Origin of the sequence: Streptomyces sp. NPDC048417, from assembly GCF_040651615.1 — a bacterium.
Lineage (GTDB): Bacteria > Actinomycetota > Actinomycetes > Streptomycetales > Streptomycetaceae > Streptomyces.
In genome coordinates, this window is sequence record NZ_JBEZKI010000004.1 from 329,068 (window position 1) to 344,104 (window position 15,037).

The window sequence follows — 15,037 nt, forward strand, 5'->3', positions numbered from 1 at the left end:
CTCGGACGGGATCAAGAAGGCCTTCAGAGTGATCGACACGGAAACCGCTTTCCGTATGGCAGAAGTCCCGCTCGGCTTCCGCGAGTCGAAACCCCCACTAGGAGTGCCCGTGCCGCAGTCCGTACCGTCCCTGCCGCGACGCGTCGCACGCATGCTGCGTACCTCTCTCTTCGCGCAGGTCGCCTGCGCGCTCGTGCTCGGAATCGTCGTCGGGAAGCTGTGGCCCGGCTTCGCCTCGGACCTTCAGCCGCTCGGCGACGGTTTCACCCGGCTCATCAAGACGATCATCTCCCCGCTGGTGTTCTGCGTGGTCGTCGTCGGCATCGCCAAGGCCGGTGACCTGAAGGCCTTCGGGCGGATCGGGCTCAAGGCCCTGATCTGGTTCGAGGTGGCGAGCACGCTCGCCCTGGTCATCGGCCTGGTCGCCGCCAACGTCGTCCAGCCCGGCTCGGGGATGCATGTCGACCCGGCCACGCTGAGCGCCAAGGCGGTCGACGCGAAGACGGGCGGCGGCTCGCTGCCTTCGACGACCGAGTTCGTCCTCGACGCCCTGCCCACCAGTTTCATAGGCGCTTTCGCAGAGAACTCGTTGCTTCAGGTGCTCGTGCTGGCCTGCCTGGTGGGGGCGGCCCTGCTGCATCTCGGCCACACCAGGGTGCCCCAGGTGCTGCCGGCCATCGAGCAGGCCCAGGAGATCATCTTCGCGATCGTCGGCTTCGTGATGCGCCTCGCCCCGATCGCCGTCTTCGGTGCGATGGCCGTGCTGATCGGCCAGTACGGCCTCGGTGTCATCGAGACCTACGCCAAGCTGATCGTCCTGTGCTATGGGGCCGCCGCGCTCTTCGTCGCCCTGCTGGCGGTCGCCCTCAAGGCGGTCACCGGACTCAGCCTCTGGAAGTTCGTCCGTTACATCCGCGAGGAGCTGCTGCTCGCGCTCGGCACCGCCTCCACGGAGTCGGTGCTGCCGCGCGTGATGCAGAAGCTGCGCAAGGCGGGAGCGCGTGACGACGCCGTCGGCCTGGTGCTGCCCACCGGGTACTCCTTCAACCTGGACGGCGCCTCGCTCTACCTCTCCATCGGCACCCTGTTCATCGCGCAGGCCGTGGGCGTCGATCTGAGCCTCGGTCAGCAGATCACCGTCGTCCTGGTGCTGATGCTCACCAGCAAGGGCATGGCCGGCATCCCCGGTTCGGCCTTCCTCGCGCTGTCCGCGACCGCCTCCTCGCTCGGGGCGATCCCGGCCGGTGCCGTCGCCCTGCTGCTCGGCGTCGACCGCATCATGGACTCGATGCGCGTCGTCACCAACCTGCTCGGCAACTGCGTCGCCGTCTTCGCCGTGTCCCGCTGGGAGGGCGCGCTGGACGTCGAGCGGGCGAAGCAGGTGCTGGGTGGTGAGGTCGCGGTCACCGAGGCCGAGGTGCCCGCGCAGGTGCCGGCCAAGGAGTCGGTGTCCGAACGCTGACGTGCGAAAGCAGAGCGGCTCCCCTCCGGAATGCCGGAGGGGAGCCGCTTCGTCATGTCTCAGCAGTGCTTCGCGACCGCCGCCCCGTCGACCAGCGTGTCCAGCAGGCCGCTCAGCACCTCCCGTTGCTCCTCCGACAGCGGGGCCAGGATCTCCTCGGCCGCGGACCTCCGCGCCGCCCGCAGCTCGCGCAGGGTCTCGTGCCCCTCGTCGGTGATCTCGATCCGGGTCACCCGGCGGTTCGTCGGATCCGCCACCCGGCACACCTTGCCGCTGGCCTCCAGGCCGTCGACCAGCGTGGTCACCGCGCGCGGCACCACCTCCAGCCGTTCGGCGAGGTCGGCCATGCGCGGGGGAGTCTCGTAGTGCGCGAGGGTGCGCAGCAGCCGAGACTGAGCCGGGGTGACGCCCAGATCGCGCGCCTGCAGATGGCGCTTCTGGATACGCCACACCCGGCGTGTGAGGCGTAGCAACTGCTCGGCGAGCGGGCCGTCGGAGTCGGGGATGCTCATACGGGAACAATATCAGGACCATGTTCATTGTGAGTATAGGTAACAGTGAGCTATGCTCCGTCAGTCCGTACACACCGCACCCTCCGTAGGAGCCATGCCCCGAGACGAGATCAACTGGACCCCCGACGGCACATCGGCCGGACAGCCCCGCCAGGTGCGCCGTATCCTCGCCCTCTTCCGCCCCTACCGCGGCCGGCTCGCGATCGTCGGCCTGCTGGTCGGCGCCGCCTCGCTGGTCTCGGTCGCCACGCCCTTCCTCCTGAAGGCGATCCTCGACACCGCGATCCCGCAGGGCCGCACCGGACTGCTCGGCCTGCTGGCGCTGGGCATGATCCTCAGCGCCGTCCTCACCAGCGTCTTCGGCGTCCTGCAGACGCTGATATCCACCACCGTCGGCCAGCGCGTCATGCACGACCTGCGCACCGCCGTCTACGGCCGCCTGCAGCGCATGTCGCTCGCCTTCTTCACCCGCACCCGCACCGGCGAGGTGCAGTCCCGTATAGCCAACGACATCGGCGGCATGCAGGCCACCGTCACCTCGACGGCCACCTCCCTGGTCTCCAACCTGACCAGCGTGGTCGCCACCATCGTCGCGATGATCGCCCTCGACTGGCGGCTCACCATCGTCTCGATGGTTCTGCTCCCGGCCTTCGTGTGGATCAGCCGCCGGGTCGGCAACGAGCGCAAGAAGATCACCACCGAGCGCCAGAAGCAGATGGCCGCGATGGCCGCCACGGTCACCGAGTCGCTCTCCGTCAGCGGCATCCTGCTCGGCCGGACCATGGGCCGCGCCGACTCGCTCACCGCCTCCTTCTCGGAGGAGTCCGAGCAGCTCGTCGACCTGGAAGTGCGCTCGAACATGGCCGGCCGCTGGCGCATGGCCGTGATCACGATCGTGATGGCTGCGATGCCCGCCGTCATCTACTGGACCGCCGGCATGGCCCTCCACCTGGGCGGCCCGCAGATCTCGCTCGGCACCATCGTCGCCTTCGTCTCGCTCCAGCAGGGCCTGTTCCGCCCGGCCGTGAGCCTGCTGCAGACCGGCGTCCAGATCCAGACCTCGCTCGCCCTCTTCCAGCGCATCTTCGAGTACCTCGACCTGCCCATCGACATCACCGAGCGGGACGAGCCGGTCCACCTCGACCGGGTGAAGGGCGAGGTGCGCTTCGAGAAGGTCGAGTTCCGCTACGACGACAAGAGCGGCCCCGTCCTCGACGGCATCGACCTCACCGTCCCGGCCGGCGGCAGCCTGGCGATCGTCGGCCCGACCGGCGCCGGCAAGTCCACCCTCGGCTACCTGGTGCCCCGCCTCTACGACGTCACCGGCGGCCGGGTCACCCTGGACGGCGTCGACGTCCGTGACCTCGACTTCGACACCCTCGCCCGCACGGTCGGCGTCGTCTCCCAGGAGACGTACCTCTTCCACGCCTCGGTCGCCGACAACCTGCGCTTCGCCAAGCCGGACGCCACCGACGAGGAACTCCACGCGGCCGCGCGCGCGGCCCAGATCCACGACCACATCGCCGCACTGCCCGACGGCTACGACACCGTCGTCGGCGAACGCGGTCACCGCTTCTCGGGTGGTGAGAAGCAGCGGCTGGCCATCGCGCGCACCATCCTGCGCGACCCGCCGGTCCTCATTCTCGACGAGGCGACCAGCGCCCTGGACACCCGCACCGAACACGCCGTCCAGGAAGCCATCGACGCCCTGTCGGCCAATCGGACGACCGTCACCATCGCCCACCGGCTGTCCACGATCCGCGGCGCCGACCAGATCGTCGTCCTCGACTCCGGGCACGTGGCCGAGCGCGGCACGCACGAGGAACTGCTGGAACTCGACGGACGGTACGCGGCGCTGGTGCGCCGGGACGCCCGGGTGGAGCAGACGGCGGAGGCGGTGGAGGCGGCGGGTGAGCGGCCGACCGGAACCGGTGAGGCGGCCCAGTGGGAGACGGTGAGGCGGCCGGGGCGGCGGCGGGGTGACCGGGGGCGCCAGCGGGCGACTCCGCCGACAAGCTGACGATATGTCGGGTTTGCGATGATGTGCGGGCTAACGTTCCTGCATGCAGATGAACACTCCGCGCCGGAACGCGGTCCGAGGGAGCGCGCCCCGACGGAACAGGATCCGGCCGAGGGCGATGCGGCGGAAGTCGATCCGGCTGACGCGCCGGGGCCGGCTCCTCCTCGGTGTGGCCGGCATCGTCGTGGCGGGCGCCGCCGTGACGGTGCCGCTGCTGTCCCTGGTCCACGGCGCGGATGCCAGGTCCGCCACCCTGGTCATCCCGGAGGGCTGGCGGGCGTCCCAGATCTACGACGCCGTCGACAGGGCACTCGCCCTCCCCGCCGGCAGCACCAAGCGGTCCGTCGGCACCGCCGGCCTGAAGCTGCCGGGCGATGCCGAGGGCAACCCGGAGGGCTATCTCTTCCCGGCCACCTATCCCCTGGCGAAGGACGCGACCCCGGAGTCCGTGCTGCGGTTCATGGTCGACACCGCCAACCAGCGGTTCGGCGGGGCGCCGATCGCGGCCGGCGCGCAGCGCGACGCGATGAACGTCTACCAGGCGGTGACCATCGCCAGCATCGTCCAGGCCGAGGCGGCGAACAAGGCGGACATGGGGAAGGTGGCCCGGGTCGTCCTCAACCGGCTGCAGAGCGGCATGCCGCTGCAGATGGACTCCACCCTCAACTATGGTCTCAACCGCAGCACCCTCGACACCACCGTGGGCGACACCCGTATCGAGAACCCGTACAACTCCTACCAGCGCATGGGCCTGCCGCCCAGCCCGATCGACAACCCGGGCGAGGATGCCATGCGCGCCGCGATGAACCCGGCGCCGGGCAACTGGCTGTACTTCGTCACGGTCAAGCCGGGGGACACACGGTTCACCGCCGACTACGCCGAACACCAGCGCAATGTCGCCGACTTCAACGCGGAGCGGAAGAACAAGGCCCGGCAGTCGCCGCAGGCCGCGCAGCCGTCCAGCTGAGACGCCGGTACGTCATGCGTCGTCGCGCATCACGCATAAGGCATCACGCATAAGGCATCACGCACGACGTGTGACTCACGACGACTCGCGCGTCACGCGGCGACCGGCTCCCCGGCGAGCAGCCGCCTGATGTCCCGGACGGCCTCGCGGCCCGCGCGGTTGGCGCCGATGGTGCTGGCCGAGGGGCCGTACCCCACGAGGTGGACCCGCGGATCCGCGACCGAACGGGTCCCCTCGACGCGGATCCCGCCGCCCGGCTCGCGCAGCCGCAGCGGCGTCAGATGGTCGAGGGCGGCGCGGAAACCGGTCGCCCAGAGGATGACGTCGGCGTCGACATGCCGGCCGTCGTTCCATGCCACCCCGTCCGGTGTGATCCGGTCGAACATCGGCTGCCGGTCCAGGACGCCGTCCCTCAGGCCCTGCCGGATGGCATCGTTGAGGGGCAGCCCGGTCACCGAGACCACGCTCCTCGGCGGCAGTCCCTGCCGCACCCGCTCCTCCACCAGTGCCACCGCGGCCCGGCCCGCGCCCTCGTCGAAGGGCCCCTCACGGAAGACCGGCGGCCGCCGGGTGACCCAGGTGGTGGCGGCCGCGTACGGGGCGAGTTCCAGTAGGTGCTGGGTGCCGGAGGCCCCGCCGCCGACCACCACCACCTTCTTTCCGGTGAACTCCTCGGGCCCGGCGTACTGCGCGGTGTGCAACTGCCGCCCGCGGAAGGTCTCCTGGCCCGGGTAACGCGGCCAGAACGGCCGGTTCCAGGTGCCGGTCGCGTTGATCAGCGCCCGCGTCGACCAGTCGCCGGCTTCCGTCTCCACGAGCAGCTGTCCGCCGTCGCCCTCGCGGACCGCGCGGACGTTCACGGGCCGTCGTACCCGCAGGTCGAAGGTGCGCTCGTAGGCCGCGAAGTACTCACCGATGACCTCGGCGGACGGCCGCGCCGGGTCGGCCCCGGTCAGTTCCATGCCCGGCAGCGCGTGCATCCCGTGGACCTTGCCGTACGTCAGCGACGGCCACCGGAACTGCCAGGCGCCACCCGGGGCGGGGGAGCGGTCCAGGACCACGAAGTCGCGGTCCGGCTCGAAACCGGTGCGCCGCAGGTGATAGGCGCTGGACAGACCCGCCTGACCAGCGCCGATGACGACTACCTCGACCTCGCGCACGTTGTTCACGGTTCTACCAACAGGAGGCCGGCCGGGGATCTTCCCGGCACCGTCGCCCGCACCGGCGGCCCTGCGGGGCGGGTGGACGGGCGACGATGGGCGAGGATGGGGGAATGCCGGATGCCTTCACCACACGAGTGCTCCAAGTCGCCACCGGGACCCGCGAGCGGGTCGTCGACCTCACCGCCGACTGCGAGGCCTTTCTGCGCGAGGCCGCGGCCGGCCGCGACGGCCTGCTGAACATCTTCACGCCGCACGCGACGGCCGGGATCGCGGTCATCGAGACCGGCTCCGGCAGCGACGACGACCTGCTGGCCACCCTGCACACCCTGCTTCCCGCCGACGACCGCTGGCAGCACCGGCACGGCAGCCCCGGTCACGGCCGCGACCACGTCCTCCCGGCCCTCGTGCCCCCGCATGCCACCCTTCCGGTGATCGACGGCCACCTGGCACTGGGGACCTGGCAGTCGGTGTGCCTGGTCGACACCAACATCTCCAACGTCAACCGTCAGGTGAGACTGGGCTTCCTGGGATGAGCCAAGCGCCTGCTGGAAGTGCGGCGCCGGACGCGCGTGAAGACTGCCACGACGTCCCCGGCGTCGCGTCGGCGCAGGTGACGTCGGCGGCGACCCGGACGCGCGCCCCCGGTGTGCTTGCCGCCCGAGGACGCGGACGCGGTCATCGCACTAGGGCGCGTAGCGAGTCGTGATCAATGGGTGGTCCAGGTGAGGTCTTTGATCCAGATCATCGAGGCGGTCGACCAGGCACCGAGCTCGGTCGGCATCTCCCGCCACTGCCCGCCCGTCTTGAACCGCCTGATCACGCCCTCGAACTGCTGTCGCAGCCGCTCGGGGTACGGGCCGTACTCGCCGATCGGCAGGTACGGCGCGACGAACTCCCATTCGTCGTCGGTCGGTTGCACTCGCGTCACGTAAGAAGATCTAGCATCCCCGCATGAGCCACCGCCCACGGAGAACGCACCCCCGGGGGCTTGAACGGCCCTCGGAGCGAGGTGGGGTGCCGGCCGCCAGGAATAGCAACGGCGAGCCAGGGCCTGGGGTTCGGACCGTGGTCCGTATGAGACCGCCTGCGGGCTTCAGCCTGCCGACGTGCGTGCCGTGCCCCTGGTGCGGATGTGCTGACTGAGAAAGAGAGCGGCGCGGTCCAGTACCTCGTCGGCTTCGTCCAGGACGCCGGCGAACGCCTGGAAGACATGTGGAACGTCAGCGGTGATGTCCAGGATGACGTCCACTCCGGCTTCCCTCGCGCGCGTGGCCATGCGTGTGGAGTCGTCCAGGAGTATTTCGTTGGTGCCCGCCTGCAGAAGCATTGGAGGGAAGCCGGTCAGGTCGGCGAGGGTGGCGGGGCTGAGCATGGGCTGATGCGGATCCTGTCCCGCAAGGTACATGGTCCCGGTGTGTTCCAGGCCCTCACGCGTGAAGAACGGGTCGATGCCCGCCTTGGTGTCCATGCTCTCGCCTGTCCGGGTCATGTCGAGTCCGGGGGAGAACGCCACGATTGCGGCGGGCATGGGCAGGCCCGCGTCGCGGGCGGCGAGGCAGGTGGTGACGGTGAGGCCGCCGCCGGCGGAGTCCCCGGCGAAGGCGATCGCCGAAGGGTCTTCGCCGCTGTCGAGAAGTGCGCGGTAGGCGCTCACTCCATCCTCGATCGCGGCCGGGAACGGATACTCAGGGGCGAGCCGGTAATCCAGGGAGAACGCCCTGAACCCTGTTTTGGTCACCAGGTTCCCCGTCAGCGACATCGCCGTCTCCGGTGAACCGACCACGTAAGAGCCGCCGTGAAAGTAGAGGATCGTCCCGGCCTTCGCAGTGCCGACCGGCTCGACGAGCACCGCGGGGCGATCGCCGAGCGTCGCAGTCCGGGTGCGGATCCCAGCCGGGACGATCATTTCCCCCATCATCGCCCTGAACCCGGCGCGGATCTCCTCCACCGACCGAGGGGCCTCCGGCTGAGGCCGTCGGACCATCGCGTCGATCTCCGCGCGCTGCTGCCTGCTCATTGTCGCCTCCATCGCGAGTGCATGCCAAAGAACTATATGCCCAGGCATTTAGGTTACAATATATGCCATGGCATCTAAGTCAAGCCGTGGCCCGATCGACCTCCCGGGCTTCTTCGCCGATCTCGTCCGCTGCGAGACACGCCTCTACAACGCGCTGAACGACCGCCTTCGCGAGCGGCACGGGATCGTCACCTCGCAGTTCGAGTTCCTGCGCTTCCTGCGCGACCACCCCGGGTGCCGGGTCGCGGACCTCGCCACCGAATTCGCCATCGGGATCGGCGCGACCAGCAAGGGCATCGACCGCCTGGAGAAGCAGGCATGGGTCATACGGCGAACTAATCCATCGGATCGCCGCTCATCACTGCTGGACCTGACCGCCGGAGGCCTGCAACTCGTCGAGGCGGCGGAGGTGACCTTCACTAAAACCCTGGCCGAGCTGACCGCAGACGTCCTGGGCGGTCCCTCAGGACCGGCCGCCGCACAGATCTTCTCGGAGTTGCGCTCTGTACTCGAACGCGACCAGATCGGCCTGCCCACAGGCTGACCGGCATGCGCATCCGGTGCGACTGCCCGTAGCCGCGTGATCAGCGTTCGTTACGAGGGTGAATCCCGCGGATTGATCACGACTCGATACGCGCCCTAGCGGGCGAGAAACGGGCCGAGCAGCGCGGTGAGTTCGGCGGGCGCGTCCAGCGCGATGAGATGAGCAGCGGTGGCGAACTCGACCAGCGTGGCATCGGGGATCTCGGAGGCGTAGCGCCGGCCGATGTCCTGGAAGTCGGCGACGTCGAGCTTGCCGATCCCGACCAGGGTGGGAACGGATATGACGGTGATGTCGCCGGAGGCGGCGCCCTGCGAGTGCTCCGCGACAACGCCCTGGTTCACCAGCGACGTCCGCATCGGGCCGCGGAGTCGGTCGGCCAGTCCGGCGGGGACGTCTTCCCAGTCTCGAGCCGGCCCGCGCAGCCACATGTCCAGGTTTGTGCGGACGGCGGCGTCCAGGTCGCCCGAGGCCAGGGCCGCCGTTTCCGCCTCGTCGTACGCGACCATGTCCGCAGACCAGTGGTATCCCGGCCATGGCGGGGCGAAAAGCGCCAGGGAGTGCACCCGGCCCGGGTGGGTGAGAGTGAAGTCGACGGCCACGCGACCGCCCCAGGACGCGCCGACGAGCCGGACCCGTTCGTGGCCGAGGTGGTCCAGGAGGCGACGCAGATCGTCGGTCTCGCTGAAGGGGCCGGTCGGTGGTGCGGATTCCCCGAAGCCGCGCAGGTCGTACCGAATGACGGTGTGCCGTTTCGCCAGGTCGGGCACGACCGCGTCCCACATACGGTGGTCGGCGACGCCGGCGTGCACGAGTACGACGGGTGATCCCTCGCCGGCGACGACGTAGGAGAGGTTGCCGAGATCATCGGCGAGTGTGAGCATCCGCAGATGGTGGCAGGGCGACAGCGAACCCGCCACCCGATAAAAGAACGGCTCCACCGCGGAAAACGGCCGAGGGGCCGGGATCGCTGGGATCCCGGCCCCTCTCGTCGGCTGTCGCCCGGCCCGGTCAGGCAGCGAGTGTCTCCGCCAGGGCGGCCAGGCCGTCCCGGTAGATGCCCTCGAAGAGAGCGGTCGCCTCGGCGTCGGTGACGCCGTCCGGGGTGAACGTGCCCGACCACTCCACCCGGGATCCGTCGCCGCCGCGGTCGACGACCTGAAGCGTGGAGCGGTAGCCCGTGACGGGGAAGGGGGCCTGCACGATCGAGTAGGTGTAACCGCGGGCTGTCTCGTCGAAGGCCTCGAGGCGCTCGACGATGACGCCGCCCTCGGCGTTCGTCAGCGTGCGCAGCCGGCCGCCTTCGCTCAGCCGGCTCTCCGTGATGTACGGCAGCCAGTCGGGCAGGGAGCCGAAACCGCCGATGAGCTGCCAGACCCGGTCGGCGGACTGCCGCACGTCGAGGGTGACGCGGGCGGCGGTCATGACGCGTCCTTCAGGGGGACCGGCGCGTCGTGCGCGATGATCTTCTGCTCGCGCAGGGCCTTCCAGAAGCCGTACGGGATGTCCTGGACGAGCGCGGCGAGGTCCTCGGCGATACGGCTGGGCCGGGTCGCGCCGGGGATGACCGCGGCGACGGCCGGGTGGGCCAGCACGAACTGGAGGGCGGCGGACTTGATGCCGATGCCGTGCTGCTGCGCGAGCGCCTTGATCCGGCCGACCTGGTCGACGACGTGGGCGGGCGCCTCGGCGTACTCGAAGTGGCTGCCACCGGCGAGGATGCCGGAGCTGTAGGGGCCGCCGACGACGATGTCGACGTCCTGCTCGGCCGCGGCCGGCAGCAGGCGCTGGAGAGCGCGGGAGTGGTCGAGCAGCGTGTAGCGGCCGGCCAGCAGGAACGCGTCGGGGCGCGGTTCGTCCAGGTCCAGCGTCATTTCCAGCGGCTCGACCTTGTTGACGCCAACGCCCCAGGCCTTGATGACACCCTCGGCGCGCAGCCGGGTCAGGGCGCGGAACGCACCGGTGCGGGCGCTCTCGTACACGCCGACCCAGTCGTCGCCGTAGAAGTCCTGGGCGATGTCGTGCACCCAGACGATGTCCAGGCGGTCCGTCCTGAGGCGCTTGAGACTCTCCTCGACGGAGCGCAGCGTCGCGTCGGCGCTGTAGTCGTTGACCATCTTGTTGGGCCGGCCGTGCTCGAACAGGGCGCCCTTCTCACCGAGTTCACGGCTCGCGGGGTCCTCGACCTCGTCCAGGATGATCCGGCCGACCTTGGTGGACAGGACGTACTCGTCGCGCGGCTTGTCGGCGAGGACGTCGCCGAGCCGGATCTCCGCCAGGCCCGCCCCGTACAGGGGCGCGGTGTCGAAGTAGCGGATGCCCTGGTCCCAGGCGGCCTGCACGGTGGCGGCGGCCTCTTCGTCGGGAATGGCGCGGAACATGTTGCCGAGCGGTGCGGTGCCGAAGCCGATGCGGCCCGGCAGGAAGGAGCGGATGCTCATGGTGGTGCCTCAATCTGCTTACTGCGTGGGGGGTACGTACGAAGGGGGCGTCGTTCTTGGTGGGGCGTCGGCCCTGGTGGTCGGCTAGTTGAGGGTGTCGGGGTCCGGGCCCGTGCGCATGCCGCGGTCGAGCGCGGTCAGCGCGTCGATCTCCTGCGAGCCGAGCTCGAAGTCGAAGACGTCGAAGTTCTCGCGGATACGGGTCTCGGTGACCGACTTGGGGATGACCACGTTGCCGATCTGCAGGTGCCAGCGCAGGACGACCTGGGCCGGGCTCTTGCCGTGCGCGGCGGCGATCGTGGTGACCGCGTCGTCCTTGAGGACGGCGCCCTGGGCGAGCGGGCTCCACGCCTCGGTGGCAATGCCGTGCCGGGTGTGGAAGGCGCGCAGCTCGGCCTGCTGGAGGCCCGGGTGGAGTTCGATCTGGTTCACGGCCGGGACGACCGAGGCGGCACCGAGCAGGCGCTCCAGGTGTGCGGGCTGGAAGTTGGAGACGCCGATGGCGCGGGTGCGCCCGTCGGCGTACAGCTTCTCCAGCGCACGCCACGTGTCGAGGTACAGATCACGGGCCGGGGTCGGCCAGTGGATGAGGTACAGGTCGACGTGGTCCAGGCCGAGCCTGTCCAGGGAGGCGTCGAAGGCGGCGAGCGTGGTGTCGTAGCCCTGGTCGGCGTTCCACAGCTTCGTGGTGATGAACAGCTCGTCGCGGGCGATGCCGGAGTCGGCGAGCGCCTGGCCCACGCCGCGCTCGTTGCCGTAGATCGCGGCGGTGTCGATGCTGCGGTAGCCGGCCCGCAGGGCGCCGGCGACGGCGGCGGTGGTCTCCTCGTCGGGGACCTGGAAGACGCCGAAGCCGAGCTGCGGCATGGTGACGCCGTTGTTGAGGGCCACGGTGGGGATGGAGGTCACGATGTTCTTCCTTGTCCTTGTCGATCTTGCTGGTCGCCGATGGTGATGGGGCGACGGGGGGAACGGTCTGTGGGTACTTAGTCGATGGTCTGTGCTGTGCGTCGTCGGCGCGCGGTCAGTGGTGCGCGGTCGGCGGTCGCACGGTCAGCGGCGCGGGTTCAGTGGCGCGCGGCGACGGGCCGCTCGGCCCCGGCCGGAGCCGGGGACGGCGTGGTGGCGGGCGAGTGGCGTTCGGGGGAACGGCGCTCCAGGACGCTGGAGACGGCGGCCAGGACCAGGGCCGCGGCGGCGAGGACCGCGCCGACCCAGTTGGGCGAGGTGTAGCCGAAGCCGGCGGCGATGACGATGCCGCCGAGCCAGGCGGACAGCGCGTTGCCGAGGTTGAAGGCGCCGATGTTGACGGCGGAGGCGAGGGTGGGCGCCCCGTGTGCGTAGTCCAGTACACGCTTCTGCAGCGGCGGCACCGTGGCGAAGCCCAGGGCTCCGATCAGGAACACGGCGACAGCGGCCGTGACCTTGTTGTGCGCACCGGCGGTGAACAGTGCCAGGACCACCGCCAGGCCGCCGAGCGCGGTGTAGAGCATCGGCATCAGCTTGCGGTCGGCGAGCTTTCCGCCGGTCAGGTTGCCGGCCACCATGCCGAGGCCGAACAGGACGAGCAGCCAGGTCACGGACGACTCCGCGTAACCGGCGACGTCGGTCATCATCGGCGCGATGTACGTGATGGCCGCGAAGACCCCGCCGAAGCCGAGCACCGTCATCGCCATGGCGAGCAGCACCTGGACGTTCTTGAACGCGGCCACCTCGTGGCGCAGACGTACGCCCTCCGGCCTGGGCATGTCGGGGACGAGCCTGGCTATGCCGGCCAGGCCGATCACGCCGAGCGCGGCGACGATGAAGAAGGTGGTGCGCCAGCCGGCGCTCTGGCCTACGAACGTGCCGAGGGGCACGCCGACGACATTGGCGACGGTCAGGCCGGTGAACATCATGGAGATGGCGCCGGCCTTCTTCTCGGGAGCGACCAGTTCGGCGGCGACGACGGAGCCGATGCCGAAGAACGCGCCGTGGGCCAGTGAGGCGACCACACGGCCGAGGAGCATGACGGCGAAGACGGGGGCGACGGCCGAGATGACGTTGCCCACGATGAACAGGCCCATGAGCAGCATGAGCATGTTCTTGCGGGAGATCTTGGTGCCGAGGACGGTCATGAGCGGGGCGCCGAACATGACACCGAGGGCGTATCCGGTGACGAGGAATCCGGCGGTGGGCACCGAGACGCCGAAGTCGGCGGCGACGTCGGGCAGCAGACCCATGATGACGAATTCGGTGGTGCCGATGCCGAAGGCCCCGATGGCGAGGGCCAGGAGCGCGAGAGGCATGGAAGTAACCTTCCGAGGGGACGTTGCGGTAGCGCCTTACGAGCGACCACAATAATTGCATGCGCGGGTTAATTGCAAGCACGGTATAGTGGTGTACGCAACGTCGGACTCTCAGGAGGCTCTGAACAGGGCTCCGAGGGCCCTCACGGAAGGACGTGCCACATGACCGCCACCGACCCCGCGCTCACCGCCCTCGCTCAGGGCTGGTGCGCGCTGTCCCTGCTGCACGGCAGGATCGAGTCGCATGTCGAGCGTGCCCTGCAGGCAGGGCACGGCCTCAGCGTGCGCGAGTACTCCCTGCTCGACGTCCTCAGCCGCCAGCACGACGGGGACGGCGGCCACCTGCAGATGAAGCAGGTCGCCGACGCCGTCGTCCTCAGCCAGAGCGCCACCACCCGGCTCGTCACGCGCCTGGAGGACCGGGGTCTGCTCTCCCGCTACCTGTGCCCGACCGACCGGCGGGGCATCTACACCAACGTCTCCGACGAGGGCCTCGCCCTACTGGAGGCGGCCCGCCCGACCAACAACGAGGCGCTGCGCGAGGCGCTCGACGCCGCCGCGGCGGAGCCCGACCTGGCCCCGCTCGTACGGGTCGTCCAGCGGCAGGACAGGGAGAACGGGGCGGGTTGAGGAGAAGCGGCGGGTTGGGGAGAACAGGGGAACTTCCGCTGCTGAGATCCCGGGGGCGCTGCTCGATGAACGGACGAGGAGAACGCGGTGGGAGACAGAGTTCTTCTCAAGGACGAGGCCGACGCACGGTACAGGTGGGACCCCGCCCCCATCGCCCTGTCGGTGAGGCGCGTCGACCTGTCGTGAAGGCGCGCACCGCGCTCGCGGCCGAGCCTCAGCGCCGGCCGGACCCCGCCCCACCGGCTACGACGGCCTGCGCCACACGGAGATGTGCTTCGGTGACTCCTGGGTGAACGGGGAACCGTCCCAGTCCGCGACGCGTCGCTCCAGTTCGAGCCCCGCGATCCTGGCCATCAGATCCAACTCGGCCGGCCACGCGTACCGGTGCCGGGAGTCGTCGCGGCGGTAGCGGCCGTCCTCGCCGTCCCGGGTGAGGTGGTGCGAGACGAGGATCTGCCCGACCAGGTCGAAGGTGTCGAAACCGATGTGCCCCGCGGAGACGTCGAACGGCACCGCGGCCTGGCCCGGCGGCAGCAGCCGCAGCGGCGGTACCCCCAGCTCGATCACGAACCGGCCGCCGGGCACCAGATGCCGGGCCGCGTTGCGGAAACACTCGACCTGCTCGTCCTGCGTGAGCAGGTTCGAGATCGTGTTGTAGACGAGATAGACCAGGGAGAACTCGCCGGGCACGGTGGTCATCGCCATGTCCCCGACCACCACCGGCAGCGTCTCGGCGTCGACCTTGTGGCGCAGCACGGCCGCCATGTGCTCGGAGAACTCGATGCCCACCACGGGCACCCCGCGCTCCCGGAGCGGAACACCGACCCGGCCCGTTCCGATGGCGAACTCCAATGCCCGCCCCTCGCCGGCGAGTTCGGCGAGGAACTCGACGGTCGGGCCGAGTACGGCCGCCGAGGTCATCTCTGTCTCCTCCGCGTCGTAGCGGTCTGCCTCGGCACGGCTCCACAGCTCACTGCTCGTCATGGACGGCCACTC

The 15,037-nt window shown here is 69.9% G+C and carries 15 protein-coding genes and 1 pseudogene; 6 read left to right on the forward strand and 10 right to left on the reverse strand.

Annotation, left to right across the window (positions count from 1 at the left end; translation table 11 throughout):
* The first annotated feature begins 109 nt into the window (after positions 1 to 109).
* Positions 110 to 1,462, forward strand: coding sequence for a cation:dicarboxylase symporter family transporter (locus AB0D59_RS08575; protein ID WP_362562430.1), 1,353 nt, complete (start codon positions 110 to 112; stop codon positions 1,460 to 1,462).
* A 59-nt stretch (positions 1,463 to 1,521) separates the two neighbouring features.
* On the opposite strand, the gene AB0D59_RS08580 is transcribed toward AB0D59_RS08575, so the two are convergent.
* A complete protein-coding gene (locus tag AB0D59_RS08580; protein WP_362562433.1) occupies positions 1,522 to 1,974 on the reverse strand; it encodes a MarR family transcriptional regulator in 453 nt (150 codons plus the stop codon).
* A gap of 94 nt (positions 1,975 to 2,068) precedes the next feature.
* Between AB0D59_RS08580 and AB0D59_RS08585 the strand changes: the two genes are divergently transcribed.
* Complete coding sequence (locus tag AB0D59_RS08585; protein WP_362562436.1) at positions 2,069 to 3,994, forward strand: ABC transporter ATP-binding protein; 1,926 nt, start codon at positions 2,069 to 2,071, stop codon at positions 3,992 to 3,994.
* A gap of 118 nt (positions 3,995 to 4,112) precedes the next feature.
* A complete protein-coding gene (gene mltG / locus AB0D59_RS08590) occupies positions 4,113 to 4,961 on the forward strand; it encodes an endolytic transglycosylase MltG (RefSeq protein WP_362562439.1) in 849 nt (282 codons plus the stop codon).
* A 92-nt stretch (positions 4,962 to 5,053) separates the two neighbouring features.
* Here mltG and AB0D59_RS08595 read toward each other — a convergent pair whose 3' ends face one another.
* Positions 5,054 to 6,130 (reverse strand): NAD(P)-binding domain-containing protein, encoded by a 1,077-nt coding sequence (locus AB0D59_RS08595; protein ID WP_362562441.1) that lies wholly within the window; start codon positions 6,128 to 6,130, stop codon positions 5,054 to 5,056.
* A gap of 104 nt (positions 6,131 to 6,234) precedes the next feature.
* Here AB0D59_RS08595 and AB0D59_RS08600 point away from each other — a divergent pair, with 104 nt between their 5' ends.
* Entirely contained in the window at positions 6,235 to 6,657 is a 423-nt protein-coding gene (locus AB0D59_RS08600; protein WP_362562444.1) for a secondary thiamine-phosphate synthase enzyme YjbQ, read from the forward strand.
* 218 nt (positions 6,658 to 6,875) lie between these two features.
* Here AB0D59_RS08600 and AB0D59_RS08605 read toward each other — a convergent pair.
* A pseudogene (locus AB0D59_RS08605) lies at positions 6,876 to 7,052 on the reverse strand (transposase); the annotation flags it as partial.
* A gap of 165 nt (positions 7,053 to 7,217) precedes the next feature.
* A complete protein-coding gene (locus tag AB0D59_RS08610) occupies positions 7,218 to 8,141 on the reverse strand; it encodes an alpha/beta hydrolase (protein ID WP_362562446.1) in 924 nt (307 codons plus the stop codon).
* A 67-nt stretch (positions 8,142 to 8,208) separates the two neighbouring features.
* Here AB0D59_RS08610 and AB0D59_RS08615 point away from each other — a divergent pair, with 67 nt between their 5' ends.
* On the forward strand, positions 8,209 to 8,685 hold the full coding sequence (locus AB0D59_RS08615) for a MarR family transcriptional regulator (RefSeq protein ID WP_362562449.1): 477 nt from the start codon (positions 8,209 to 8,211) through the stop codon (positions 8,683 to 8,685).
* 95 nt (positions 8,686 to 8,780) lie between these two features.
* Here AB0D59_RS08615 and AB0D59_RS08620 read toward each other — a convergent pair whose 3' ends face one another.
* The 5 genes from AB0D59_RS08620 to AB0D59_RS08640 form a co-directional block, all read right to left on the reverse strand.
* Positions 8,781 to 9,566 carry an alpha/beta hydrolase gene (locus AB0D59_RS08620; RefSeq protein ID WP_362562451.1) on the reverse strand — a complete coding sequence of 262 codons (786 nt, stop codon included), beginning with the start codon at positions 9,564 to 9,566 and terminating at the stop codon, positions 8,781 to 8,783.
* Between the two features lie 127 nt (positions 9,567 to 9,693).
* Positions 9,694 to 10,107, reverse strand: coding sequence for an SRPBCC family protein (locus AB0D59_RS08625; RefSeq protein ID WP_362562453.1), 414 nt, complete (start codon positions 10,105 to 10,107; stop codon positions 9,694 to 9,696).
* Positions 10,104 to 11,123: an aldo/keto reductase gene (locus tag AB0D59_RS08630; RefSeq protein WP_362562455.1), complete on the reverse strand. Its 1,020-nt coding sequence runs from the start codon at positions 11,121 to 11,123 to the stop codon at positions 10,104 to 10,106. The genes AB0D59_RS08625 and AB0D59_RS08630 overlap by 4 nt, the downstream gene beginning before the upstream one ends.
* Before the next feature lie 84 nt (positions 11,124 to 11,207).
* On the reverse strand, positions 11,208 to 12,032 hold the full coding sequence (locus AB0D59_RS08635; protein ID WP_362562458.1) for an aldo/keto reductase: 825 nt from the start codon (positions 12,030 to 12,032) through the stop codon (positions 11,208 to 11,210).
* A gap of 158 nt (positions 12,033 to 12,190) precedes the next feature.
* Positions 12,191 to 13,411, reverse strand: coding sequence for an MFS transporter (locus AB0D59_RS08640; RefSeq protein ID WP_362562460.1), 1,221 nt, complete (start codon positions 13,409 to 13,411; stop codon positions 12,191 to 12,193).
* Between the two features lie 162 nt (positions 13,412 to 13,573).
* On the opposite strand from AB0D59_RS08640, the gene AB0D59_RS08645 reads away from it, so the two are divergent.
* Positions 13,574 to 14,041 carry a MarR family transcriptional regulator gene (locus tag AB0D59_RS08645; protein ID WP_362562463.1) on the forward strand — a complete coding sequence of 156 codons (468 nt, stop codon included), beginning with the start codon at positions 13,574 to 13,576 and terminating at the stop codon, positions 14,039 to 14,041.
* Positions 14,042 to 14,284: 243 nt separating this feature from the next.
* Here AB0D59_RS08645 and AB0D59_RS08650 read toward each other — a convergent pair whose 3' ends face one another.
* A complete protein-coding gene (locus AB0D59_RS08650) occupies positions 14,285 to 15,025 on the reverse strand; it encodes a class I SAM-dependent methyltransferase (RefSeq protein WP_362562465.1) in 741 nt (246 codons plus the stop codon).
* Between the last annotated feature and the right edge of the window lie 12 nt (positions 15,026 to 15,037).

Coding starts and splice junctions, on each gene's coding strand:
- AB0D59_RS08600 (WP_362562444.1), top strand. CDS start 6,235: ATGCCGGATGCCTTCACCACACGAGTGCTCCAAGTCGCCACCGGGACC.
- AB0D59_RS08640 (WP_362562460.1), bottom strand. CDS start 13,411: ATGCCTCTCGCGCTCCTGGCCCTCGCCATCGGGGCCTTCGGCATCGGC.
- AB0D59_RS08585 (WP_362562436.1), top strand. CDS start 2,069: ATGCCCCGAGACGAGATCAACTGGACCCCCGACGGCACATCGGCCGGA.
- mltG (WP_362562439.1), top strand. CDS start 4,113: ATGCGGCGGAAGTCGATCCGGCTGACGCGCCGGGGCCGGCTCCTCCTC.
- AB0D59_RS08580 (WP_362562433.1), bottom strand. CDS start 1,974: ATGAGCATCCCCGACTCCGACGGCCCGCTCGCCGAGCAGTTGCTACGC.
- AB0D59_RS08620 (WP_362562451.1), bottom strand. CDS start 9,566: ATGCTCACACTCGCCGATGATCTCGGCAACCTCTCCTACGTCGTCGCC.
- AB0D59_RS08615 (WP_362562449.1), top strand. CDS start 8,209: ATGGCATCTAAGTCAAGCCGTGGCCCGATCGACCTCCCGGGCTTCTTC.
- AB0D59_RS08625 (WP_362562453.1), bottom strand. CDS start 10,107: ATGACCGCCGCCCGCGTCACCCTCGACGTGCGGCAGTCCGCCGACCGG.
- AB0D59_RS08610 (WP_362562446.1), bottom strand. CDS start 8,141: ATGAGCAGGCAGCAGCGCGCGGAGATCGACGCGATGGTCCGACGGCCT.
- AB0D59_RS08645 (WP_362562463.1), top strand. CDS start 13,574: ATGACCGCCACCGACCCCGCGCTCACCGCCCTCGCTCAGGGCTGGTGC.
- AB0D59_RS08650 (WP_362562465.1), bottom strand. CDS start 15,025: ATGACGAGCAGTGAGCTGTGGAGCCGTGCCGAGGCAGACCGCTACGAC.
- AB0D59_RS08630 (WP_362562455.1), bottom strand. CDS start 11,123: ATGAGCATCCGCTCCTTCCTGCCGGGCCGCATCGGCTTCGGCACCGCA.